The organism is Flavobacterium urumqiense (assembly GCF_900108015.1).
In the GTDB taxonomy this organism is placed as follows: Bacteria; Bacteroidota; Bacteroidia; order Flavobacteriales; family Flavobacteriaceae; genus Flavobacterium; species Flavobacterium urumqiense.
Map to the genome: position 1 here is coordinate 157,782 of NZ_FNVP01000005.1, position 22,848 is coordinate 180,629.

Below are 22,848 nucleotides of genomic sequence, written 5' to 3' on the forward strand. Positions count from 1 at the left end.
ACAGTATTTTGTAATTATACTGCTGGATCAAAAATGAAGGATTTATTTGTAAAGTTAGGCTTTTTATTAAGAGCTTTCAGTTAATATTTACTATAGGGAATGTTAATATAAATTGTTTTTTAATAGGAAAAAAGTATCTCTATTTTAGATAAGGAATAAAAAAAGCATCAATTGTAAAATTGATGCTTTAAAGTATAATTATTGTTCTTCCCTCGTTGAGATCCAAAAATAGATTGTTATAGGAAATTATTCCATTCCGTCCATTAAAATTTCTAATATCTTGATTGCGGCCTCGCTAATTTTAGTACCAGGACCAAATACGGCAACTGCTCCTGCATCAAACAAAAATTGATAATCTTGTGCAGGAATTACTCCGCCAACAACCACCATAATGTCCTCACGACCGTATTTTTTAAGCTCCTCAATAACTTGCGGAACCAGCGTTTTATGTCCCGCTGCAAGAGAAGAAACCCCTAAAATATGCACATCGTTTTCTATGGCTTGTTTAGCTGCCTCCGCTGGCGTTTGAAAAAGTGGGCCAATGTCCACATCAAAACCTACATCGGCATAACCGGTAGCGACAACTTTTGCTCCACGATCGTGTCCGTCTTGTCCCATTTTGGCAATCATAATTCTTGGTCTACGGCCTTCTTTTTTAGCAAATTCATCCGCCAGTTGTTTCGCTTTTTCAAAGCTTTTGTCGTCTTTTATTTCTTTGCTGTACACGCCACTAAAGGATTTAATTTGTGCTTTATATCTTCCGAAAACGGTTTCTAAGGCATCGCTGATTTCGCCTAAAGTAGTTCGGTTTCTTGCAGCTTCTACGGCAATTTCAAGTAAATTACCTTCACCAGTTTGAGCACAAAGGGTTAATTTTTTAAGTGAATTTTGTACTTTTTCAGTATCTCTAGTTGCTTTAATTCTGTCTAATTGTTCCAGTTGTTGTTTGCGTACCATTTGGTTATCAACATCTAGGATTTGCAAAGGATCTTCCTTATCTAATCGGTATTTATTCACACCCACAATAATATCCTGGCTACTGTCTATTCTTGCTTGTTTTCGGGCGGCTGCTTCTTCGATTCGTAATTTTGGAATTCCAGATTCAATGGCTTTGGTCATTCCTCCAAGTTCTTCTACTTCTTCGATTAGTTTCCAGGCTTTTTCGGCAATCTCGTTCGTCAAACTTTCTACATAATAACTTCCTGCCCACGGGTCAACGGTTTTCGTAATCTTTGTTTCTTCCTGTAAAAATATTTGAGTGTTTCTCGCAATTCTGGCAGAGAAATCGGTTGGTAAAGCAATCGCTTCATCTAAAGCATTAGTATGTAAGGATTGTGTTCCGCCAAAAGCTGCAGCTGAGGCTTCAATGCATGTTCGAGCCACATTGTTAAAAGGATCCTGCTCTGTTAAACTCCAGCCAGAAGTTTGACAATGAGTACGCAATGCCAATGATTTATCATCTTTTGGGTTGAATTGTTTTACTAGTTTCGCCCAAATCATTCTACCAGCACGCATTTTGGCAATTTCCATAAAATGGTTCATTCCAATGGCCCAAAAGAAAGAAAGGCGAGGAGCGAACTCATCAATTTTCATTCCTGTGGCAAGTCCGGTTCTAATATATTCTAATCCATCGGCAAGTGTGTATGCCAATTCAATATCAGCAGTTGCACCGGCTTCCTGCATATGATAACCTGATATCGAAATCGAATTGAATTTAGGCATTTTTTTGCTGGTGAATTCAAATATATCAGCAATGATTTTCATCGAAGGAGTTGGCGGATAAATATAAGTGTTGCGAACCATAAACTCTTTCAAAATATCATTTTGTATCGTTCCCGAAAGTTTTTCCGGTTTTACACCTTGTTCTTCGGCAGCGACAATATAAAAAGCCATGATTGGTAAAACGGCACCATTCATAGTCATAGAAACTGACATTTCATCTAAAGGAATTTGGTCGAATAATACTTTCATATCCTCAACCGAGTCAATTGCGACTCCGGCTTTTCCGACATCACCCACAACACGTTCGTGATCTGAATCGTATCCGCGATGTGTAGGTAAATCAAAGGCTATTGATAATCCTTTTTGTCCTGCGGCAAGATTCCTTCTGTAAAAAGCATTGCTTTCTTCCGCTGTCGAAAATCCGGCATACTGTCTTATTGTCCAGGGTCTGCGCACATACATCGTTGCATAAGGTCCGCGTAAATTTGGTGCAAAACCAGCCCCAAAATCAAGGTGTTTGATGTTCTCAATGTCTTCTTTTGAGTATGTTTCTTTTAAGTCAATACCTTCGGCGGTTATAAACTCTTTTGAGTTTACAGTTTCGATTTCCGAATTTAAATTAGAATTATCAAGGATTATATGTTGTAAGTCTTTCCTTTTCATTTTTTTTAGCTAAAGTCCGAAGTGTCGGGATTATTAGTTTGAATGTTTTTATTTTCTTCTGACTCTTAATTACTCTTTCTCCAGTCTCTCCTGTTCTATTTTTTCCGCCAGACGTTTTTCGATTATAGGAGTGATTAAGGTTTTTCTAGGATTTTGTTTTACAAAAGGAAATAATTCTAAATCGTGTTTCATTCTGTCATCCTTGTTGGGATATTTATTGGTTCCCAATAAAATTTCCTTTCCAGCATCAAATAATTCTTGTTCTTTGTCTGCGCTTTCTTGGATTTTTCGTTTGATTAAGCCATTGTTTAATTGTTTTAAGAAACCACCGTTTGCTTCGATGTCTTTGAATAAAGCTAAAGATTTTTCGGCTAACTGATTGGTAATATTTTCGATGTAATAACTTCCATCGGCTGGATTGTTGACTTTGTCAAAATAACTTTCATTCTTAAGAATCAATAACTGATTTCGGGCAATTCTATCGCCAAATTCATTGTCTTTATGATACAATGCGTCATAAGGTAAATTAGCAATAGCATCCGCACCACCAAGAATTGCCGACATACATTCCGTAGTCGTTCGCAACATATTTACGTTATAATCATAAAGTGTTTTGTTGCGTTTTGTAGGGGAAACGATGATGTTACAATCCAGATTATGATTGTATTCTTTGGCAATTAGATTGAAAAGTAAACGTAAAGCACGAAGTTTTGCAATTTCAAAAAAGTAGTTGGTCCCTACGGCAACTTCAAAAACTATGGGCTGATTTAGGATTGTTATTTTGTTGAAATATTCATTGGCATGCGCTAAACTATAAGCGATTTGCTGCACCATGTTAGCGCCCGCATTTTGATATAATGCAGAATTAATGCTTATTATAGAAGTAGCTGTTTCTTCTTTTATAAGTAAATTCAGTGTTTCAAAATTGTTTTTTTCTTTGGTTACAAACCAGTTTCCGTCTTTGGCCAATTGCCCGATAGGATCCAGATTGCAAAAGATTGTTGCGTTTTTTTCTTTTGCAATTGTTTCAATTTTTTTTACGAAATCGATTGAAAGAAAAATCAAATTAAAGTAAATCGTTACCTTTTCTAAAGGAAGTTTCGCCAATAATTTTTCGATATCAATGGTATCATTTTCTATCGTAAAACGTAAACTTTCCGCACCTCGATTTATGGAGTCTAAAGCTCTTTCGATGGATTTTTCTATGTCATAAACAAAAATGTTTTGACATATTTTAAATTCGGTTGCTTTTGTAGTAACCGGAAAAACCTTCGTGAATTCATCTTTATGATAAAATGGTTTTACCTTAATGTCTTCGGGTGAATTCCAAATTAATGTTTCATTATAATCGGCTCCATTGAGTTCAAATTGGATTTTTTGCTTCCATTCTTTGGAAGAAACGGAATTGAAATCATCAAAAAGGTTTGTTGTCATTTTGTTTATTATTTTCCTCACCCCGACACTCTGCAAAGGAGAGGAAGCCGAAACTTAGTGTTTTATTTTCAATAATTACTATTAATTTTATCTCTCTACCCTTTGGGAAGGGTTACGGATACAATTTTATTTTTCAACGGTGTCACCTTCGAATTCGATGATATAAATATCTTCACTATCTTTTTTCATAAAGTATTTTTCGCGGGCGTATTTTTCTATTTGTTCTGAATTTTTCAATTGCTTGATATTCTCTTGGTCTTTTTTTATTTCGCCTTTATAATAGGCTGCATTATCTTCGAGTTCGTCCATTTGCTTGTCTAGGAAACGGTGATCGAAATACGAATAATTATCAAGAAAAATCATCCAAGTAGAAAAGAATAACAAGACCCAAACATACTTGTTACTCAAAAATTTAAACCAAGCTTTGTTTTTATGCGGATTTGTCATCTAATGTCTTTTTTTTAGCCCCGATTGTAGTGAAAATCCTTTCTAGTTTTGAACTTGTTTCAGGATACTGAAAACAAGTTCAAAACTAGAAAGATTGTAACGGAAAGCGGGAAATAGCTCCTAATAATTAATGCAATAAAATTACAATAAAATTATAGAATTTTTTGATTTATTACCGCACGAACTACGTCAATAGCAACCGTATTGTATTTGTCGTTTGGTATTATGATGTCGGCAAATGCTTTAGTAGGTTCTATAAATTGCTCATGCATTGGTTTTAATGTCATTTGGTATCGATTGATAACTTCGTGCATGTCTCGCCCGCGTTCCGTAATATCGCGTTTCATACGACGGATTAATCTTTCGTCAGAATCAGCATGAACGTATATTTTTACATCAAATAAATCTCTTAATTCTGGATTTGCCAAAATTAAAATTCCTTCGACAATCATCACTTTTCTAGGATGTGTAAAAACAGTATCGTCAGTTCTGTTGTGCGTTACAAAGGAATAAACGGGTTGATGAATGTTGTTTCCTTCTTTTAATTCCTTAAGATGTGCTACCAATAGTTCGAAATCAATGGCACGCGGATGATCAAAATTGATTAGCGCTCTTTCATCAAAGGATAGACCGTGATTTTCTTTGTAGTAAGAGTCTTGAGAAATAATACCAACTTCTGTTTCCGGTAATTCATTCATAATTTGATGAACAACGGTCGTTTTTCCGCTTCCCGTTCCGCCTGCAATTCCTATAATGAGCATAAATTTTTTGTTATGTTTTTATAAGGCAAAAATAGGAATTAAATTGCGAGCGAATTTTTTTTTAAAGAAATATTTGCTAATTTAATATAGTTGTTGCTTAATGAGGATTTTGTTTTTTTTAACTTTTTCTACATGACGAAGTTTAAATTCACAACTGTACTTGACTTTTCTTTCCATAAAAATACCCCCAGATAGCGTCTAACTTTTTGGGGGCATTGCAATTTATTTGAAGTTTCTTTTTATTTGTAAACTTTATTTGTTCTTTTTTGCTTTAATCATCATTTCCAATTGATCCCAAAGTTCTTCAGGAATGGCTTCAAGAATATTGAATTGTCCGGCACCTTTTAGCCATTCACCGCCATCAATAACAACCACTTCGCCATTTACGTATGCTGAAAAATCAGAAACTAAGTAAGCCGCTAAATTGGCTAATTCCTGATGATCACCTACACGTTTCAAAGGCACTTTTTTTGCCATATCAAATTTTTCGGCTAAATCGCCGGGTAATAATCTATCCCATGCGCCTTTAGTCGGGAATGGTCCCGGAGCAATCGCATTAGAACGAATTCCATATTTTGCCCACTCTACAGCTAGACTTCGTGTCATAGCCAAAACACCCGCTTTTGCAGTAGCGCTAGGCACTACATAAGCGGAACCTGTCCAGGCATAAGTCGTTACGATATTTAAAATGGTAGATGATTTTTGTTTAGTTTCAATCCAATGTTTTCCAAAAGCAAGGGTACAGTTTTTTGTTCCTTTTAAAACAATATCAATTACAGTGTCAAATGCATTTGCAGATAATCTTTCGGTTGGTGAAATAAAATTCCCTGCTGCATTGTTGAGTAAAATATCTACTTTACCAAATGCTTTCAGTACTTCTTGTAACATGTTTGCTACTTCGTCATAATGGCGTACATCACATTGAAGAGGTAAACAAGTTCCTCCAGTTTCTGTTTCCAGTTCTGTAGCAGTGTTTTTTAGTTTCTCTAAATCTCTGGAGGTAATGGCTACTTGCGCACCTAATTCCAAAAAATATTTAGTCATTGCTTTACCTAAACCGCTACCGCCTCCGGTTACAACAATTACTTTGCCTTTCAGGGCATCATCACGTAACATTTTATCTGTATAACTCATAGTATTTTATAATTTGAATTGTAAATATAATTAAATAGTATGCACGCATAATAAAAAAATAAAAATAATATTTTTCTATTGGACAGCGCACAATTTTTTAGCTGCAGCTTCCAGCGTGGCATTGTCTTTGGCAAAACAAAAACGAATTAGTTTAAGATCTTTTCCATCAGCATAAAAAGTCGAAATAGGAATAGCGGCAACTCCATGTTCTATTATCAACCATTTGCAAAAATCAACATCATTTTTATCAGAAATGGAGGCGTAGGATACAACCTGAAAATAAGTTCCTTCACAAGGCATGAGTTCAAATTGACTCTCTTTTAATAATTGTCTAAAGTAGTTCCGTTTTTCCTGATAGAAGTTTCCGATTTCAGTGACAGAAACCAAGTCCAAATACCCGCTAATGGCAACTTGACAAATACTATTAACACTAAAAACCAAAAATTGATGTACTTTTTTAATTTCTTTCATCAAATATTCCGGTGCTACTAAATAACCAACTTTCCAACCGGTAACATGAAATGATTTTCCAAATGAAGAAACCACCACGCAACGATTGAGTAATTTTTCTCGGCTATGTGCGGAAATATGTTTTTGTTCAAAAGTGATATATTCATAAACTTCATCAGAAAGAAGTATAATATCAGGATATTTTTCCAACAGGGTTTCCAATGATTCAAAATCTGATTCCGTTAAAATTTTCCCCGTTGGATTGTGCGGATTATTGATGATGATCATTTTGGTTTTAGAACTGCATGATTTTTCAATCCTATCCCAATTTGGAGTATAATCGTCGTTTAACGCTACCCGAACCGGATTTGCGCTGCACAATAGTACGGGCGCTTCATAGCAATCATAGCTTGGATCTAAAATAATTACTTCATCATTGGTTTCTACCAAAGCTTGAATTGTGGTAAAAATGGCTTGAGTAGCGCCTGCGGTAATTAATAGTTCTGTTTCTGGTTGAATAACTCTTTCGTATGAATTTTTTATAAGTACAGCAATTTTTGATAGTAGTGGGGGATAACCCGACATGGGTAAATATTGATGTACATTTTCTTTGGCAAGTTTGGCTACAATATCCGTTAACCTTTCATCTACCGGAAAGTTTGGAAAGCCTTGAGAAAGATTAATTGCATTATACTCGGTTGCCATTTTAGACATAATCGTAAATATGCTCGTGCCAATATGTGGAAGTTTGCTCATAGAAAAGGGCATTTATTATTATTCAGAAATGTATAAAAAAAAAGCCACCCTAAGGCAGCTTCTAATTAAAGTTTATCGTAATTACTTTATTTTAAGGATCTTTCCCTCTACGCTAACTACTAATTTTACTATTTTGTTTCTAAGATAGCTGAGTGTTTATTTTAGAATCAAATGTCTTTTTAAATAAATAATATTATAATTTTTTAAATTGTTGTCTATATCTTGGGTAATTTATAAACGACAGAAATTACTGTAAATGAATTGTTTAGACGATAATTTGTAATATACAAACTTTACATTTTGTGTATGATAAAAATTGTCGGGCGTTTATGTAAATCGATGGTTTCTTTTTTCCAAGCTGCAATTTTCTTAGTCTTTATGTATTCTGTTGGTAAGGTGATATCAGTTGCAATACATAAATGTGTCTCTGGATGGAGTGTTTGCACTAAATCTTCTAGTAATTTATTGTTGCGATATGGAGTTTCGATGAAAATCTGAGATTGATTTTTTTCGAAAGATACCTTCTCTAAGGTTTTAAAACTGGCTTTCTTTTCATCTTTTTCAATAGGTAAATAGCCATGAAACGTAAAACTTTGACCGTTCATTCCTGATGCCATCATCGCTAAAAGTATAGAAGAAGGACCTACCAAAGGAATAACCTGGATTCCTTTTTCGTGAGCCAGTTTAACAATCACAGCACCTGGATCAGCCACGCCAGGACAGCCCGCTTCACTCATTAATCCAACATTTTTGCCTTCTAATAACGGTTTGATAAAATCTAAATGCTCTTTGGTTTCAGTATGTTTGTTTAAAACAAAAAGGATGAGTTCAGATTGTTTCTTTTCAGGACTGACTTCTTTGATTGATTTTCGTGCGGTTTTTTCATTCTCAACAATGTAGTAATCAATAAAATCAATGCTTCTTTTTATGGTCTGTGGCAAAACATCCATAGGATCACAATCTCCCATAGTGGTAGGGATTAAATATAGTTTTCCTAAAGGAGTAGTTGATTTCATGGGTGTAATTTAATATTTCTAAAGCTGACTGTACGAGTTACTTTTTAAACTGAATTGGTTAATGATGTTTGGCTATTAATTGCTTGGCAATAACATCGCACGCATCATCTAACATGTTGTAAATAATTTCAAAACCGTTTGGTAAACCAAAGTAAGGATCGGGGACATCGACATTTTCGTCAGGAAATAAAGCATTCAATACAAGATGGACTTTTTCTTTTTGTTGTTTGTTTTCTGCAAGTTGCAGTACATCATCGTAATTGGCATTATCCATTACAAATATATAGTCGAAAGAATTAAAATCACTAATACTGAATTGTCTTCCTTTTTGTGTTGAAATATCCAGATTGTATTTTTTTGCAACAGCAATGGAACGATCATCAGGGGAACGACCAATGTGCCATGAACCTGTTCCTGCTGAATCTACTTTGAATTTATTTTTTGGAAGTTTCGAAGCCAATATTCCTTCAGCCAAGGGTGACCGACAAATATTTCCTAAACAAACCATTAAGATTTTTATGGGCATACTGCTTTTATAGCGTTAATTTTTTATTGATGTCATCCACAAATTTTTTGAACTGTTTGTCGGTAGCCATCAAATTATCGACAGTTTTACAAGCATGTAATACAGTGGCATGATCGCGATCACCAATTTGTGAACCAATATTAGCCAAAGATGCTTTTGTGAATTTTTTAGCAAAAAACATAGCCAACTGTCTGGCTTGTACCACATGTCTTTTTCTGGTTTTGGATTGTAGTGTTTCTAAATCTAATTGAAAATAATCAGAAACAATTTTTTGAATATAATCAATCGAAATTTCTCGTTTTACATTCTTGACAAATTTCTCAACGACACTTTTTGCAAGTTCCAACGTAACTTCTTTTTTATTGAATGATGATTGTGCAATCAAAGAAATAATGGCTCCTTCCAGTTCCCGCACATTCGATTTAATATTGCGAGCAACGTATTCAATGATTTCTTCAGGAATTTCTACACCATCTCTGTATAGTATATTTTTCAGGATAGAGATTCTGGTTTCATAATCTGGTTGGTGCAATTCAGCAGACAATCCCCATTTGAAACGAGATAATAAACGTTGTTCAATATCTTGCATATCCACAGGCGCTTTGTCCGAAGTCAAAATTACCTGTTTACCATTTTGATGCAAATAGTTGAAGATATGAAAAAATACATCTTGAGTTCCAGACTTTCCAGAAAGGAATTGAACATCATCAATGATTAAAACATCAATTAATTGATAGAAATGAATAAAATCATTTCGGTTGTTTTTCTTTACTGAGTCAATGTATTGTTGGGTGAAAATTTCAGCCGAGATATATAGAACCGTTTTTTCAGGATATTTATCTTTTATTTCGACACCAATTGCATGCGCTAAATGCGTTTTTCCCAGACCTACACCACCAAAAATCAACAATGGATTGAAGGAGGTTCCGCCTGGTTTATTGGCAACAGCCATTCCAGCAGATCTGGCTAATCGGTTAGAGTCTCCTTCGAGGAAATTGTCAAAACTATAGTTCGCATTCAATTGTGATTCAATTTTCAAATTGCGAATTCCTGGAATTACAAATGGGTTTTTTAATTCTGGGTTTAAATTCTTGAACGGAGCATCAACTTCTTGAGGCTTCATAGGAACTCTGTTGGCACTTGGCAATTGTTCCGTAAACGGTTGTTTGTTGCCATAAGTGTTTTCCATTCTGATTTTATAAAGTAACTTTGCGTTTTTTCCAAGTTCTTTAGTAAGCGCCACTTTTAATAATTTCACATAGTGTTCTTCTAACCATTCGTAGAAAAATTTACTTGGAACTTGAATATATAATGCGTTATCGGTAAGTTCAACTGATTTGATTGGTTCGAACCAAGTTTTGTAGGCTTGATCCTGAATGTTGTCTTTTATAAAAGACAAACAGTTTTCCCATACTGATTGAGCAGTTTTGTTCATATGTTCGGTTAAGTTATTTTTATTTGGGTATTTATTATCCTACAAAAAAAAGAGTGTCTTTCTATAATTTTTCAGGGTAACAAATATGTGAACAATTTTCTGTAAAAAAAAATATAATAGGTAATTATTTTATAAATTAATGTTGTAAGGAGCTTTTTAAATTTTAAATTTTTAATAAATAATTAATGAAAGATCATCAAATTCAAGTTAGAGTTCGCTACTCTGAAACGGACCAAATGGGAGTAGTTTATCACGGAAATTATATTCCTTATTTTGAGATAGGAAGGGTTGAATGGCTTAGAAACAAAGGGGTTTCTTATAAAATTATGGAAGAAAGCGGGATTGCTTTACCGATCGTTTCTATGAATATAAATTATAAAAAATCAGCTAGATATGACGAGCTGCTCACGGTGCATACAGTTTTCAAAAGTCAGACTTCTGTCAAGATAGAATTTGATTGCTCTATTTATAATGAAGCCGAAGAGTTATTAACAACTGCCCAATTTATTTTAGTTTTTGTGTCCTTAAAAACGGGTCGTCCAATTGCTCCTCCAGATTATATTTTGGAATTGTTAAAAACTATCGATTAAGTGCTAAAAAAATCTGTTTAAACTCTAATTCAGCATTTTTTTATGTTGATTTCAAAAATAGAATTAAAAATGTCGAAAATTATTTCGGCATTTTTTTTTCGAGTTTTTATCTCTATTTTCCCAATTGGAAGTCCTGAATTTTCATTTATTTCCATTTCCTGAGTTACAATTGCCAGTTTCTTTTCCTTTATTACTCGCATCACTTTATTCATGTTTATGTAATCAAATGAAATTATAAAATGAATATCAATTGTTTTTTCGACTATTTTACAAGTTTGCAGAATCATTTGGGCAGTAGTTTTATAAGCAGAGATCAATCCTCCGACGCCTAATTTAACGCCTCCAAAAATGCGCACCACTACAATCAGGATATTGGTAACAGAAAATGACTGAATTTGGCCATAAATTGGCATCCCTGCGCTATTGCTTGGTTCTCCATCATCATTTGCTCTATAACTTATCGTATCAGCACCTATTTGATAGGCATAGCAATAATGCCCCGCGGTAGGGTGTTCTTTTCGTAAAATGTCTATAATGGGTTTTACTTGATCTTCGGACTGAATTGGGAAAGCATAACCAAAGAATTTGCTGTTTTTTTCTTTGAATAATACTGCTGAAGGCGAAAATTCAATGGTGTTGTACGTATCTTTAAATTCCAAAAGGGTATTGTTTTCTAAATTATTTTTTTTTCAAATAAATTAACTATATCTTCTTTTCCAACTTTTAGATGCCAAACTTGTAATCCTAACTTGTGTGCAGCATCTGTATTTTCTTTTTTATCATCGATAAATAATGTCCGTTTTGGAGATAATTCATGGTTGTTTATAATGTAATTGAAAATTTCAGGACTGGGCTTCCTGATTCCAACTTCAAAAGAAAAATATACTTTTTCAAAACATTGGTAAAAATCACTGTAAAACGAAATACCGGATTTCTGTTCAAAAGTTTCTATATGAATTGGATCAGTGTTGCTCAATAAAAATAATCGATATTTTTTGGAGAGCATTTGAAGAAATTCTAATCGATAGAGAGGGAAATCTAGAAGAATGGCATTCCACGCAACTAATATTTCTTTAATACTTGCATTTGAAATGTGTTTTTGAATACCAAAAAGGAAGTTCTCTCGCGAGATTTCACCCAATTCAAACTGAGTGTTTAAGTGATCTAAATCATCATTCCACTCTGTTAAACCTAGTTTTTTCAGGCCATCCATGGTGGCTTGTTTATCTAAATTGATAAATATATCTCCAAAATCAAAAATAATAGTATTAATCATTGTTTCTAGATAGTATTAATTCATCATCACCAATTGAAAGTTTTTCGAATGGTTTCGTAATCAATATCGGTGCTTTAATTCCTTCGCTAATTTGGATATTTCCAATAAAAATACGTGCTTCGTCCCAAAGGATTGAATCAATAAAGGTCTGTAAAGTTTGTCTGCCACCTTCAATAATTACGGATTGGATTTGATGTTTGTATAGTTTTTCGGCTATTTGTATTGCTATATTTTGTTTGAAATCAATTACTTCAAAGATAATATTTTCTTTTTCAACTGTAGGCTTTAATCTTGAAAATACAATTGTTTTGATGTGATTGTCAAATATTTGACTATCGTTTGAAATGCGATTGTTTTGGTCCAAAACCACCCGAATAGGATTGTTTCCGGTCCAATCTCTCACATCTAATTTTGGATTATCATCAATAACGGTTTGGGTTCCTACAAGAATGGCTTGTTCTTCACTTCTCCATTTATGTACCAATTGTCTCGAATAACGGTTGGTAATCCAAACTGGTTTTTTTTTTAATTTTTCTAAAGGAGCGATAAACCCATCTTTACTTTCAGCCCATTTCAAAATTATGTAGGGTCTTTTCTTTTCATGAAAAGTAAAAAATCGTTTATTCAGTTCATTGCATTCGGTTTCAAGAATACCAACGGTAACTTGTATTCCGGCTTCGATTAATTTTTTGATGCCATTTCCAGCCACTTTCTCATTAGGGTCAACTGTTCCAATAACTACATTAGGGATTTCATTTTTTATAATTAAATCACAACAAGGAGGTGTTTTTCCAAAATGACTGCACGGTTCTAAACTCACGTAAATAGTCGATTTTTTCAAGAGCGATTTGTCTTTTACGGAATTTATCGCGTTTACTTCGGCATGTGGTTCGCCTGACTTTTTATGCCAACCTTCGCCAATGATTTTATTTTCACAAACAATTACGCTTCCAACCATAGGATTGGGATAGGTTGTTCCCAAGCCATTTTTGGCCAATTCGATACAACGTTTTATATATTTTTCCTGTATACTCACTATGCAAAAGTAGTTGTTTTTGAGTTTAGCCCCGAAACTTCCCGATTTGTTTTAAAACTTTCGAAAATTACAATAAACAATTTCTACTTTTGTGAGTAAAATTAGACCTGTTAAAAAATGGAAAATTACCGTATTAGAAAAATAAAAAAAGAGGACAATAGTGCAGTTGCAGCATTGATTAGAGCTGTTTTTGACGAATTGAATATTCCTAAAGTGGGAACGGCTTATGAAGATCCTTATTTGGATTTAATGTTTGAGGAATACAACAAGCCAAAATCGGTTTATTACGTCGTTGAAAAAGAAGGCAGAATTATAGGCTCCGCTGGTGTGGCTCAACTTGAAAATGAAGCTGAAACTATTTGTGAATTGCAAAAAATGTATTTTTTGCCAGAAACACGCGGTTTGGGAATAGGAAGCCAAATGATGGCTAAATGTTTGCAAAGCGCAAAGGATTTTGGTTTCGAAAAATGTTATTTGGAAACGATGCCTTTCATGCTCGATGCACAGAAACTCTATAAAAAAACTGGCTTTGAATATATTTGTTCGCCTATGGGCAGCACGGGTCATACCTCATGTCCGGTTTGGATGTTGAAGATTTTAGATTAGTGAACGATGATTAGCGATTGTTGATCGTCTGCCATGTGAAATCAGCAATCTAAAATATTATTGATTGAAAATAATTTCTACGATTTTGGCAATTAAAATAAAAACATGAAAATAAAAGAATACAGAAGCCAATTTATTCAAGAACTCACTCCGATCTATGATGCGGGTGAAGCGGAGAGTTTTTTCTATTTGATTCTTGAAGAAAAAAAGCAATTGAAAAGAATAGACTTGGCTTTACACCCTGATCTGAATTTTTCAGAAGAAGAAATTGTCGTTTGGAACTTAATTTTGGAACAATTAAAAAAAGAAATTCCGATTCAGTATTTATTGGGTAAAACTGGTTTTTATGGATTGGATTTTGAAGTCAATGAAAACGTTTTGATTCCCAGACCGGAAACCGAAGAACTAGTGGATTGGATTATTAAAAGTAATTCAAAGAGTAAAAAATATAAAAATTTAAAAATTCTGGATATTGGAACCGGAAGCGGTTGCATTGCTATTTCATTGGCAAAAAACATTCCGAATTCACAGGTTTATGCTGTAGATGTTTCCGAAAAGGCTTTGGCTACAGCCAAAAAAAATGCGGAACTCAATAACGTAAAGGTTACTTTTAGCAATCAAAACATTCTTGATACCGAAGATTTGAAGCAGCATTTTGACATTATTGTTTCCAATCCACCTTATGTTCGAAATTTAGAAAAAGAGGAAATCAAGAAAAATGTTTTGGACAACGAACCCCATTTGGCTCTTTTTGTAGAAGATAATGATGCGTTGATTTTTTATAGAAAAATAGCGGAGCTGGCTCAAAAAAACCTTTCACAAAACGGGCAGTTATTTTTTGAAATTAATCAATATCTATCAAAAGAAATGGTGGAGTTACTCGAAAAAATGAATTTCAAAAACATCGAATTGCGAAAAGATATTTATGGAAATGACAGGATGATTAGTTGTCACTGCGAGGAACGGAGCAATCACATTTAGCTTAATTGTTACAAGCAAAAAGTTATGGTTTAGTAGGGTGTGCGTGAGGGGTAGGAGCAAATTACCTTGTAATGCGGATGACCCGACCGCATTAAAAAAAGGGGCAACTTGTATCTATGATGAGTCAGCCCCTTTTTTTAATGGGTTCACGCCCAAAATAGTTGGGTAATACAGAATGTGATTGCTTCGTTCCTGGCAATAATGCTAAAAACTACTCATATCGCAAAGCCTCAATCGGATCCAACAAAGCCGCTTTTACAGCAGGATATAAACCGGAAAATATTGCTACAAGAAAACTCGTAATAAAGGCTGCTGATATGGCTCCCCATGGAATTACAAAAACAAAATTCATGGCTGTCGCAATGCCAAAACCAATTAATATTCCAAAAATTATTCCTGCCAAACCGCCTAATTGACCAATTAATAAAGTTTCTATAAAAAATTGAACGGCAATTGTTATTTTTTTAGCGCCCAATGCCTTACGAACACCTATTTCTCGGGTGCGCTCGGTCACGGAAACAATCATAATATTCATTAAAGCGATCGAAGATCCAAAAACGGTAATGATGCCAATAAGCCAAGACGCAAGTCCAAGATATTTGGTAATTCCCAAGATTCGATTAATTAAGTCATCACTTCGAACTACTCCAAAATTATTGTCTTTTACCGGACTTAATTTGCGAACACTTCTCATCGTGCTTATGGCGTTGTCAATGGCTTGATCCAGCAATTCTTTTCTGGAAACCATGACGCTTGTCGTGTAATTTATATTAGGTGCTGTAAACAGGGAACGCGCTACTTGAATAGGAATCAAAATCCTTAAATCTTGCTTATTGCCAAAAGTGGCCCCTTTTTCTTTTAAAACGCCAATAACTCTAAATCGGGCTCCTCTAATAGATATAATTTTGTCAATTGGATTAACATCTTTGAGCAATCCCTTCTCGAAATCAGAACCAACAACACAAACATAAGCATTGTTTTGAATATCAAATCCAGTAAAATTTCGCCCTGAACTTGTTTCTAAACCGGAATTGGTCATGAAATATTCGTCGACTCCAACAATTGCATTTTCAGGATCCGTTTTAGCCCCTTCATATTTCACTTCGGCAGTAGTTGTAGCCGTAAAAGAAAGCGAAGTTTCGGTAAAAGGATATTTATACTTATTTTTGAAAGCAACGGCTTCCGGGTAGGAAATGATTGGATTTATGATTTTTCGTTCCTCACCGCCTTGTCTTCGAGCCGTATTTTCGTACTGATTGACATTAAAAGTGTTGGCTCCCATTGAAGCAAAATCAGATGAAATCGTGTTTTCTAAAGCAGCAACAACAGTCAGAATTCCAACCAATGCAGTAATTCCAATAGCAATTATCAAAACCGTAAGAATGGTTCTTAACAACTGCGTTTTGATAGATCCTAAAGCGATCCGAATATTTTCTTTGAATAATTTTAGCATAGTTTCTATTTGACACGAAAATACAATTTTTGTTACAAATTTTCTTTTCTAAAATCCTGATTTATTTTTAGGAGCTATTTCCAGCTTTCGTTACAATCAAGCATTAAAAATAATTTATTTTCAATTGTCAAAAAGGAGCTTCCTTTGGTCGCTCTTTTCGCCAAGAAAATAATATTATTTTTAGCGCTTAATTTCCGCTCCAATCCGGGCTAATGATTCGGGAAATAAAATGCGAATTTTTTTAGAAAGAATTATTTTAAAAAGTAAGATATTTGCAAAGAATTACAATTTTAGAATTCCGATCTGCGATTTTGAGTTGTTTGATAGTTTTTTTAAATTCGTAATTCATAATTCGTAAATCAACAATGGCATCAAAACCGAGCATTCCAAAAGGCACAAGAGATTTTTCCCCAACTGAGGTGGCAAAACGTCAATATATCATTCAGATTATAAAAAGTAATTTCGAGAAATTCGGTTTCCAACCTATAGAAACACCTTCATTCGAAAACTCCGAAACCTTAATGGGGAAGTACGGAGAAGAAGGCGATCGCCTGATTTTCAAAATATTAAATTCCGGAGAATATGTTTCTAAATTTAACGATACACTTGTTGAGTTTATACGCTTTTCTATAATATATCATAAAGATTATTTAAAAAAGAAAAATGAATCTTTTGATATGAAAGATTACGATTTTCTATATAAAAAGAATCTTGCGACATATTTAAAAAGTAAAAACTTATATATTTTTAAAGATGCAACAGTATCAGAGATAGAATTATTGGATGATGTTTTCTATTTTATATTAAAGCGTCTTAAAAAAGATGATTTGCTTTCAAAAGCAGATTCGGAGTTTGATGATTTTGTTAAAATCATTTTTGCTGATTTTTATTATGAATTGAAGTACAAGTATTTGACTAGTTACATTTCCGAAAAAGCGTTGCGTTATGACTTAACCGTTCCGTTTGCTCGATACGTTGTACAACACCAAAACGAAATTGAATTTCCATTCAAACGCTACCAAATACAACCGGTTTGGCGTGCAGACCGTCCACAAAAAGGGCGTTTCAGAGAATTTTTTCAATGTGATGCTGATGTGGTAGGTTCTAAATCGTTATGGCAAGAAGTGGAGTTGGTACAATTATATGACACTGTTTTTACCGCTTTGGGTTTAAACGCAGTAACCATCAAAATTAACAATAGAAAAATATTATCTGGAATTGCCGAAGTGATTGGTGCGTCAGATAAACTGATAGATTTCACAGTAGCTCTGGACAAGCTGGATAAAATAGGCGAGGATGGTGTGAAGAAAGAAATGATGGAAAAAGGGATTTCTGAAGAAGCCATTCTAAAAGTACAGCCGCTTTTCAGTTTTACAGGAACTATTTCTGAGAAAATAACGCAGCTTTCTGTACTGCTTTCTGAATCAGAAGAAGGAATGAAAGGAGTAGAAGAATTGCGTTTTATTTGTGAGAATGTAATCAAATTGGGATTGAGTAATTCCATTTTAGATTTAGATGTAACATTAGCAAGAGGATTAAATTATTACACAGGAGCTATTTTTGAAGTGGCCCCGCCAAAATCGGTTGCAATGGGTTCCATTGGAGGTGGAGGTCGATACGATGATTTGACCGGGATTTTTGGATTGAAAAATATGAGCGGCGTGGGAATTTCATTCGGATTAGACCGAATTTATTTGGTCGTCGAAGAGCTAAATTTGTTTCCGGAAACAGTTACGGCAACTTCCAAAGCATTGTTTATTAATTATGGCGATAAAGAAGCTTTTTATGCTTTGCAAGCCATCCAGAAATTGAGAGCTTCAGGAATAAAAGTAGAATTTTATCCAGATAACACAAAGGTGGCGAAACAATTTCAGCATGCGGATAAACGAGGAATTCCTTATGCAGTGATAATCGGAGAACAGGAAATGGCTTCCAATTCCTATTTGCTTAAAAATCTGATTACGGGAGAACAGGTTTCGCTTAATTTTGAAAATTTAAGAAATGCACTTTCATAGTCCTATAACTTTACTGCATAAAAAAAGCTTCGTTTAAAAAACGAAGCTTTTTTTAATATAATACAATGGTGAATTAATAATTTTTCAGGGAACCTTAAGTTTAATTTTTATTAAAAAAAACTCAGACAAATCTATACAAACTATATCGAGATAATCATAAAATTATATTAAAATTTTCACATTGAAGATTTAATTGTTCTAAAAAGAATAAAACGAAAATTGAGGGGTGTTTTAACAAAAGAGTGACAATTTGACATTTTAAAAGAATTGGCAGTACTTTTGCAATCTAAAGAAAAGAATAAAAAATGAAGTTTAAGAATATTTTTAAAAATATAAGTAATATGACTACTGAAAATACAGAAATCGATCAAGAAATAGACGAAGTAACATTAGAAAATAATGCGAACGGAGAACAACTTATTATTGAGGAATTAAGTGTAGAAGAGCAATTAACACAAGACTTAGCGAAGGAAAAAGATAAGTATTTACGATTATTTGCTGAATTTGAAAATTACAAACGAAGAACTACAAAAGAGCGTATTGAGTTGTTTAAAACGGCTAACCAAGAGGTTTTACTTGCGATGCTTCCTGTTTTAGATGATTTTGACAGAGCTTTGGTTGAAATTAGCAAATCAGAAGATGAACTTTTATTGAAAGGTGTTGAACTTATCCATGAAAAATTAAAAAACACGTTAGTTTCCAAAGGATTAGAACAAGTTGAGATTAAGGCTGGTGATGTTTTTGATGCCGATTTTGCTGAAGCAATAACGCAAATTCCCGCTCCGAAGATGAAAGGGAAAATTGTTGATATTCTTGAAAAAGGATACAAATTGGGAGACAAAATTATTCGTTTTCCTAAAGTGGTTATAGGGCAGTAGTAGTAGAGACGCGATTTATCGCATCTTTTAGTTAGAGAGACGCGATAAACCGCATCTGTACGACATAAAAAAATAAAAATGAAAAAAGATTTTTACGAAATATTAGGCATTTCAAAAAATGCTGATGCTGCCGAAATTAAAAAAGCATACAGAAAACAAGCGATAGCACATCATCCTGACAAAAATCCTGGAGACAAATCGGCAGAAGAAAAATTCAAATTAGCAGCCGAAGCATATGAAGTACTAAGTGATGCTCAGAAAAAAGCCAAATATGATCAATACGGTCATCAAGCATTTGATGGTTCAGGTGGTTTTGGCGGAGGTGGTCACGGCGGAATGAATATGGATGACATATTTAGTCAGTTTGGTGATATCTTCGGTGGCGGTTTTGGTGGTTTTGGCGGCGGCGGTGGAGGAGGAGTTCGTCGCGCTAAAGGAAGTAACCTACGTATCAAAGTTAAATTGACACTGGAAGAAATTGCTAATGGTGTTGAGAAAAAAGTAAAGGTAAAACGTAAAGTTCAGGCTCCGGGTGTTTCGTATAAAACTTGTTCTACTTGTAACGGTCAAGGTCAGGTAATGCGAGTTACCAATACCATTTTGGGTAGAATGCAATCTGCTTCAACCTGCCCAACATGTGGAGGTTCTGGTCAGATTTTAGATAGAAAACCAGCAGAAGCGGATTCACAAGGAATGATTCTCGAAGACGAAACCGTTTCAATCAAAATTCCTGCCGGTGTAGTTGACGGAATGCAATTGAAAGTGTCTAACAAAGGGAACGATGCGCCGGGAAATAGTATTCCGGGAGATTTAATTGTTGCCATCGAAGAACTGGAACATGAGTTCTTGAAACGTGAAGGGGAGAATTTGCATTATGATTTATACATCAGTTTTGCTGAAGCTGTTCTTGGAATTTCTAAAGACATTGAAGCGATAAATGGTAAAGTGAGAATTAAATTGGAAGAAGGGATTCAATCTGGTAAAATTCTTAGATTAAAAGGAAAAGGAATTCCAAACATCAACGGTTACGGTAGCGGAGATTTGTTAGTGCATGTTAATGTTTGGACTCCAAAAACATTGAATAAAGAACAAAAACAGTTTTTTGAAAATGCATTAACGGATGAGAATTTTATTCCAAATCCTGAAAAGTCAGACAAATCATTTTTTGAGAAAGTAAAAGATATGTTTTCGTAATACAGACGTAATTTATTCCGTTTGTTTTAAAATAAATAAAAAAACCCATCCTGGTAAAAAAAACAAGGGTGGGTTTTTTATGTAACAATTATAACTATTTCGGTACTAATTATTTACTTTTACACCAATTAAAAATTTAGCATGAGTAATATACTTGAAGTTAATAAAGTCGTGAAGCAATATGGTGATTATGTAGCGCTTAACGAAGTTTCATTAACTGTTCCTAAAGGCAGTATCTACGGGCTTTTAGGCCCAAACGGAGCAGGGAAAACATCACTAATCCGAATCATAAATCAGATTACTTTACCTGACAGCGGCGAAATTATCCTTGATGGTGAAAAGCTACAGCCTAAACACGTTCAATATATTGGATATCTTCCTGAAGAAAGAGGATTATACAATACGATGAAAGTGGGGGAACAATGCCTGTATTTGGCTCAAATGAAAGGACTTTCAAAAGCAGAAGCCAAAACGCAACTTGAATATTGGTTTGACAGATTAGAAATTCAAGGGTGGTGGAACAAGAAAATTCAGGAACTTTCTAAAGGAATGGCACAAAAAATTCAGTTTGTGGTATGCGTGTTGCACAAGCCAAAACTGTTAATTTTTGATGAGCCGTTCTCTGGTTTTGATCCGGTAAATGCCAATATTATCAAAGATGAAATTCTTGCGTTGCGAGAAAATGGAGCTACCATAATTTTCTCGACACATCGTATGGAAAGTGTGGAGGAATTGTGCGATCATATTGCTTTACTTCATAAGTCGAATAAATTGATTGAAGGAAAACTGGATGATGTCAAAAGACAATTTAAAACCAATAGTTATGAGGTGGGTGTTTTATCGGATAATGTAGAAGGTTTGATGTATAATATTACGCAAAAATTTACGGTTGGTCCTGCTAATTTCAAATCGCTTAACAACGAATTAAAACTAGAAATTCAATTGGGGAATGCCACGCCAAACGAGTTATTAAATATTCTGACACAACGCGGACAAGTAACCCATTTTGTAGAAAAAATTCCAAGTGTTAACGATATTTTCATTCAAACAGTAAGTAAATAGACTTCCTTAGACTTCTTAGGTTTTTAGAAAATCTAAAGGTTTATAATTTTAATAATCTAAAATGTCTAATCATTTAATAAACTAAAATGTCTATAATAGCATTAATCATAAAAAGAGAATTTATTTCCAAAGTTCGTAATAAGTCTTTCATAGTAATGACTTTTCTGAGTCCACTATTATTTGTGGGAATAGCTGCATTTGTGGGCTATTTAAGCTCCATGAAAGCGGACACTAAACGGATTGCTATTCACGATGAATCGGGTTTATTTGTCAAAGAATTCACTTCACAGAATACTAAGAAAGGGGAATTTAAATATCTCGATTTGTCTTTGATTAATTTGAAATTTCTTAAAGATAGTATCACTAATGAAAGCTTCGAAGGATTGCTATATATCCCAAAAGAAAAAAACACAAAGGATTTTGAAAATAAGATACAATTTATTTCAAACAACAGTCCGAGTATTTCTTTCATCGAAAATGTTCAGGAAATAATTGCAAAAAAGTTGACCAAAACAAATTTGGAAAATGCACATCTCGATACCTTAGCCATAAAAAATGCCGAATCGAAAGTGAATATCAGCTTAGCAAAAGCTTCTGGCGAGGAAAGTGTAAAAGGGCTAAACGAAATTAAAATAGGGATTGGCGGCGCCTTTGGATATCTCATTATGATGTTCATCATCATTTACGGAAATATGGTAATGCGCAGCGTGATTGAGGAAAAAACAAATCGCATTGTCGAGATTATCATTTCCTCCGTTAAGCCATTTCAACTGATGATGGGGAAAATTATAGGAACTTCGTTAGCAGGATTATTGCAATTTCTTATTTGGGCCATTATCGGAATGTCATTAATGTTTGCGGCTTCGGTGTTTTTTGGGGTAAATGTAGGGCCCACCGCCAGAATTTCACCTGAATTAATGCAAAATGCCCAACAAGAATTTGCCGGAACTGCTCAAATGTATATCAAAGAATTGTGGAATTTGCCTATTGCAAGCATTTTGGTAGGATTCGTCATTTATTTCATTGGAGGCTATTTTCTTTACAGTTCATTTTATGCCGCAATTGGTGCTGCTGTTGACAATCAAACCGATTCTCAACAATTTCTCTTGCCTATCATAATGCCATTAATGTTGAGTGTTTATATCGGTTTTTTTACCGTTATAAATGATCCACATGGGACAATTGCAATTATTTTTTCAATGATTCCACTCACATCACCCATCGTTATGCTTATGCGAATCCCGTTTGGCGTACCTTGGTGGCAAATCGCAATATCAATAACAATATTATTCGGCACCTTCTTTTCAGTGGTTTGGTTTGCTGCTAAAATATACCGCGTAGGGATACTCATGTATGGCAAAAAACCAACATGGAACGAATTATACCGATGGTTAAAATATTAATACTTTGGTT

The 22,848-nt window shown here is 34.3% G+C and carries 21 protein-coding genes; 8 read left to right on the forward strand and 13 right to left on the reverse strand.

The genetic code is table 11. The features are described from left to right. Positions 1 to 246: 246 nt before the first annotated feature. From scpA to dnaA, 9 genes are all read right to left on the reverse strand, one after another. Positions 247 to 2,385: a methylmalonyl-CoA mutase gene (gene scpA / locus C4S35_RS08140; protein ID WP_103999695.1), complete on the reverse strand. Its 2,139-nt coding sequence runs from the start codon at positions 2,383 to 2,385 to the stop codon at positions 247 to 249. Between the two features lie 69 nt (positions 2,386 to 2,454). After that, positions 2,455 to 3,819, reverse strand: coding sequence for a methylmalonyl-CoA mutase subunit beta (locus C4S35_RS08145; protein WP_103999696.1), 1,365 nt, complete (start codon positions 3,817 to 3,819; stop codon positions 2,455 to 2,457). 126 nt (positions 3,820 to 3,945) lie between these two features. Beyond that, positions 3,946 to 4,266 carry an FtsB family cell division protein gene (locus C4S35_RS08150; RefSeq protein ID WP_103999697.1) on the reverse strand — a complete coding sequence of 107 codons (321 nt, stop codon included), beginning with the start codon at positions 4,264 to 4,266 and terminating at the stop codon, positions 3,946 to 3,948. 152 nt (positions 4,267 to 4,418) lie between these two features. Continuing rightward, entirely contained in the window at positions 4,419 to 5,027 is a 609-nt protein-coding gene (udk, locus tag C4S35_RS08155; protein WP_103999698.1) for a uridine kinase, read from the reverse strand. Positions 5,028 to 5,279: 252 nt separating this feature from the next. Further along, positions 5,280 to 6,161: an SDR family oxidoreductase gene (locus C4S35_RS08160; RefSeq protein ID WP_167386516.1), complete on the reverse strand. Its 882-nt coding sequence runs from the start codon at positions 6,159 to 6,161 to the stop codon at positions 5,280 to 5,282. Between the two features lie 75 nt (positions 6,162 to 6,236). Further along, entirely contained in the window at positions 6,237 to 7,367 is a 1,131-nt protein-coding gene (locus C4S35_RS08165) for a methionine aminotransferase (protein WP_103999699.1), read from the reverse strand. 293 nt (positions 7,368 to 7,660) lie between these two features. Continuing rightward, entirely contained in the window at positions 7,661 to 8,383 is a 723-nt protein-coding gene (locus C4S35_RS08170) for an SAM-dependent methyltransferase (RefSeq protein ID WP_103999700.1), read from the reverse strand. A gap of 58 nt (positions 8,384 to 8,441) precedes the next feature. Next, complete coding sequence (locus C4S35_RS08175; RefSeq protein WP_103999701.1) at positions 8,442 to 8,909, reverse strand: low molecular weight protein-tyrosine-phosphatase; 468 nt, start codon at positions 8,907 to 8,909, stop codon at positions 8,442 to 8,444. A gap of 7 nt (positions 8,910 to 8,916) precedes the next feature. Next, positions 8,917 to 10,344, reverse strand: coding sequence for a chromosomal replication initiator protein DnaA (dnaA, locus tag C4S35_RS08180; RefSeq protein ID WP_073210580.1), 1,428 nt, complete (start codon positions 10,342 to 10,344; stop codon positions 8,917 to 8,919). A 185-nt stretch (positions 10,345 to 10,529) separates the two neighbouring features. Between dnaA and C4S35_RS08185 the strand changes: the two genes are divergently transcribed. Next, the gene (locus C4S35_RS08185) at positions 10,530 to 10,934 is read left to right on the forward strand and encodes an acyl-CoA thioesterase (RefSeq protein WP_103999702.1); all 405 of its coding nucleotides are present in this window, start codon (positions 10,530 to 10,532) and stop codon (positions 10,932 to 10,934) included. Positions 10,935 to 10,963: 29 nt separating this feature from the next. Here C4S35_RS08185 and C4S35_RS08190 read toward each other — a convergent pair whose 3' ends face one another. Genes C4S35_RS08190 through ribD form a run of 3 tightly spaced genes read right to left on the reverse strand, consistent with a single transcriptional unit; the run spans position 10,964 to position 13,246 of the window. Beyond that, a complete protein-coding gene (locus C4S35_RS08190) occupies positions 10,964 to 11,593 on the reverse strand; it encodes an IMPACT family protein (RefSeq protein ID WP_103999703.1) in 630 nt (209 codons plus the stop codon). Positions 11,594 to 11,607: 14 nt separating this feature from the next. Continuing rightward, positions 11,608 to 12,210, reverse strand: a complete 603-nt coding sequence (locus C4S35_RS08195) for an HAD family hydrolase (protein ID WP_103999704.1) — start codon at positions 12,208 to 12,210, stop codon at positions 11,608 to 11,610. After that, positions 12,203 to 13,246: a bifunctional diaminohydroxyphosphoribosylaminopyrimidine deaminase/5-amino-6-(5-phosphoribosylamino)uracil reductase RibD gene (gene ribD, locus C4S35_RS08200; RefSeq protein WP_103999705.1), complete on the reverse strand. Its 1,044-nt coding sequence runs from the start codon at positions 13,244 to 13,246 to the stop codon at positions 12,203 to 12,205. Before ribD ends, C4S35_RS08195 begins: the two co-directional genes overlap by 8 nt. A 117-nt stretch (positions 13,247 to 13,363) precedes the next feature. Here ribD and C4S35_RS08205 point away from each other — a divergent pair, with 117 nt between their 5' ends. Together C4S35_RS08205 and prmC are read left to right on the forward strand one after the other, a co-directional pair. After that, on the forward strand, positions 13,364 to 13,852 hold the full coding sequence (locus C4S35_RS08205) for a GNAT family N-acetyltransferase (protein WP_103999706.1): 489 nt from the start codon (positions 13,364 to 13,366) through the stop codon (positions 13,850 to 13,852). Between the two features lie 105 nt (positions 13,853 to 13,957). Beyond that, a complete protein-coding gene (prmC, locus tag C4S35_RS08210) occupies positions 13,958 to 14,833 on the forward strand; it encodes a peptide chain release factor N(5)-glutamine methyltransferase (RefSeq protein ID WP_103999707.1) in 876 nt (291 codons plus the stop codon). 211 nt (positions 14,834 to 15,044) lie between these two features. Here the strand turns inward: prmC and C4S35_RS08215 are convergent, their stop codons facing one another. Beyond that, positions 15,045 to 16,286, reverse strand: coding sequence for an ABC transporter permease (locus C4S35_RS08215; protein WP_103999708.1), 1,242 nt, complete (start codon positions 16,284 to 16,286; stop codon positions 15,045 to 15,047). Positions 16,287 to 16,651: 365 nt separating this feature from the next. On the opposite strand from C4S35_RS08215, the gene hisS reads away from it, so the two are divergent. The 5 genes from hisS to C4S35_RS08240 all read left to right on the forward strand — a co-directional run bounded on the left by hisS (position 16,652) and on the right by C4S35_RS08240 (position 22,838). Then, positions 16,652 to 18,301: a histidine--tRNA ligase gene (hisS, locus tag C4S35_RS08220; protein WP_103999709.1), complete on the forward strand. Its 1,650-nt coding sequence runs from the start codon at positions 16,652 to 16,654 to the stop codon at positions 18,299 to 18,301. Positions 18,302 to 18,606: 305 nt separating this feature from the next. Then, positions 18,607 to 19,179 carry a nucleotide exchange factor GrpE gene (locus tag C4S35_RS08225; RefSeq protein ID WP_103999710.1) on the forward strand — a complete coding sequence of 191 codons (573 nt, stop codon included), beginning with the start codon at positions 18,607 to 18,609 and terminating at the stop codon, positions 19,177 to 19,179. Between the two features lie 78 nt (positions 19,180 to 19,257). Continuing rightward, positions 19,258 to 20,373, forward strand: coding sequence for a molecular chaperone DnaJ (dnaJ, locus tag C4S35_RS08230; RefSeq protein WP_103999711.1), 1,116 nt, complete (start codon positions 19,258 to 19,260; stop codon positions 20,371 to 20,373). Between the two features lie 141 nt (positions 20,374 to 20,514). Continuing rightward, a complete protein-coding gene (locus C4S35_RS08235; protein ID WP_103999712.1) occupies positions 20,515 to 21,435 on the forward strand; it encodes an ABC transporter ATP-binding protein in 921 nt (306 codons plus the stop codon). Positions 21,436 to 21,521: 86 nt separating this feature from the next. After that, positions 21,522 to 22,838, forward strand: a complete 1,317-nt coding sequence (locus C4S35_RS08240; protein ID WP_103999713.1) for an ABC transporter permease — start codon at positions 21,522 to 21,524, stop codon at positions 22,836 to 22,838. The last annotated feature ends 10 nt before the right edge of the window (positions 22,839 to 22,848 follow it).

Excerpts from the sequence above, each read along its gene's own strand:
- C4S35_RS08175 (WP_103999701.1), bottom strand. The coding sequence starts at position 8,909 with ATGCCCATAAAAATCTTAATGGTTTGTTTAGGAAATATTTGTCGGTCA.
- C4S35_RS08170 (WP_103999700.1), bottom strand. The coding sequence starts at position 8,383 with ATGAAATCAACTACTCCTTTAGGAAAACTATATTTAATCCCTACCACT.
- prmC (WP_103999707.1), top strand. The coding sequence starts at position 13,958 with ATGAAAATAAAAGAATACAGAAGCCAATTTATTCAAGAACTCACTCCG.
- C4S35_RS08160 (WP_167386516.1), bottom strand. The coding sequence starts at position 6,161 with ATGAGTTATACAGATAAAATGTTACGTGATGATGCCCTGAAAGGCAAA.
- hisS (WP_103999709.1), top strand. The coding sequence starts at position 16,652 with ATGGCATCAAAACCGAGCATTCCAAAAGGCACAAGAGATTTTTCCCCA.
- C4S35_RS08225 (WP_103999710.1), top strand. The coding sequence starts at position 18,607 with ATGAAGTTTAAGAATATTTTTAAAAATATAAGTAATATGACTACTGAA.
- C4S35_RS08205 (WP_103999706.1), top strand. The coding sequence starts at position 13,364 with ATGGAAAATTACCGTATTAGAAAAATAAAAAAAGAGGACAATAGTGCA.
- scpA (WP_103999695.1), bottom strand. The coding sequence starts at position 2,385 with ATGAAAAGGAAAGACTTACAACATATAATCCTTGATAATTCTAATTTA.
- C4S35_RS08150 (WP_103999697.1), bottom strand. The coding sequence starts at position 4,266 with ATGACAAATCCGCATAAAAACAAAGCTTGGTTTAAATTTTTGAGTAAC.
- C4S35_RS08145 (WP_103999696.1), bottom strand. The coding sequence starts at position 3,819 with ATGACAACAAACCTTTTTGATGATTTCAATTCCGTTTCTTCCAAAGAA.
- C4S35_RS08215 (WP_103999708.1), bottom strand. The coding sequence starts at position 16,286 with ATGCTAAAATTATTCAAAGAAAATATTCGGATCGCTTTAGGATCTATC.
- C4S35_RS08235 (WP_103999712.1), top strand. The coding sequence starts at position 20,515 with ATGAGTAATATACTTGAAGTTAATAAAGTCGTGAAGCAATATGGTGAT.
- C4S35_RS08195 (WP_103999704.1), bottom strand. The coding sequence starts at position 12,210 with ATGATTAATACTATTATTTTTGATTTTGGAGATATATTTATCAATTTA.
- dnaA (WP_073210580.1), bottom strand. The coding sequence starts at position 10,344 with ATGAACAAAACTGCTCAATCAGTATGGGAAAACTGTTTGTCTTTTATA.
- dnaJ (WP_103999711.1), top strand. The coding sequence starts at position 19,258 with ATGAAAAAAGATTTTTACGAAATATTAGGCATTTCAAAAAATGCTGAT.
- C4S35_RS08185 (WP_103999702.1), top strand. The coding sequence starts at position 10,530 with ATGAAAGATCATCAAATTCAAGTTAGAGTTCGCTACTCTGAAACGGAC.
- C4S35_RS08165 (WP_103999699.1), bottom strand. The coding sequence starts at position 7,367 with ATGAGCAAACTTCCACATATTGGCACGAGCATATTTACGATTATGTCT.
- C4S35_RS08240 (WP_103999713.1), top strand. The coding sequence starts at position 21,522 with ATGTCTATAATAGCATTAATCATAAAAAGAGAATTTATTTCCAAAGTT.
- udk (WP_103999698.1), bottom strand. The coding sequence starts at position 5,027 with ATGCTCATTATAGGAATTGCAGGCGGAACGGGAAGCGGAAAAACGACC.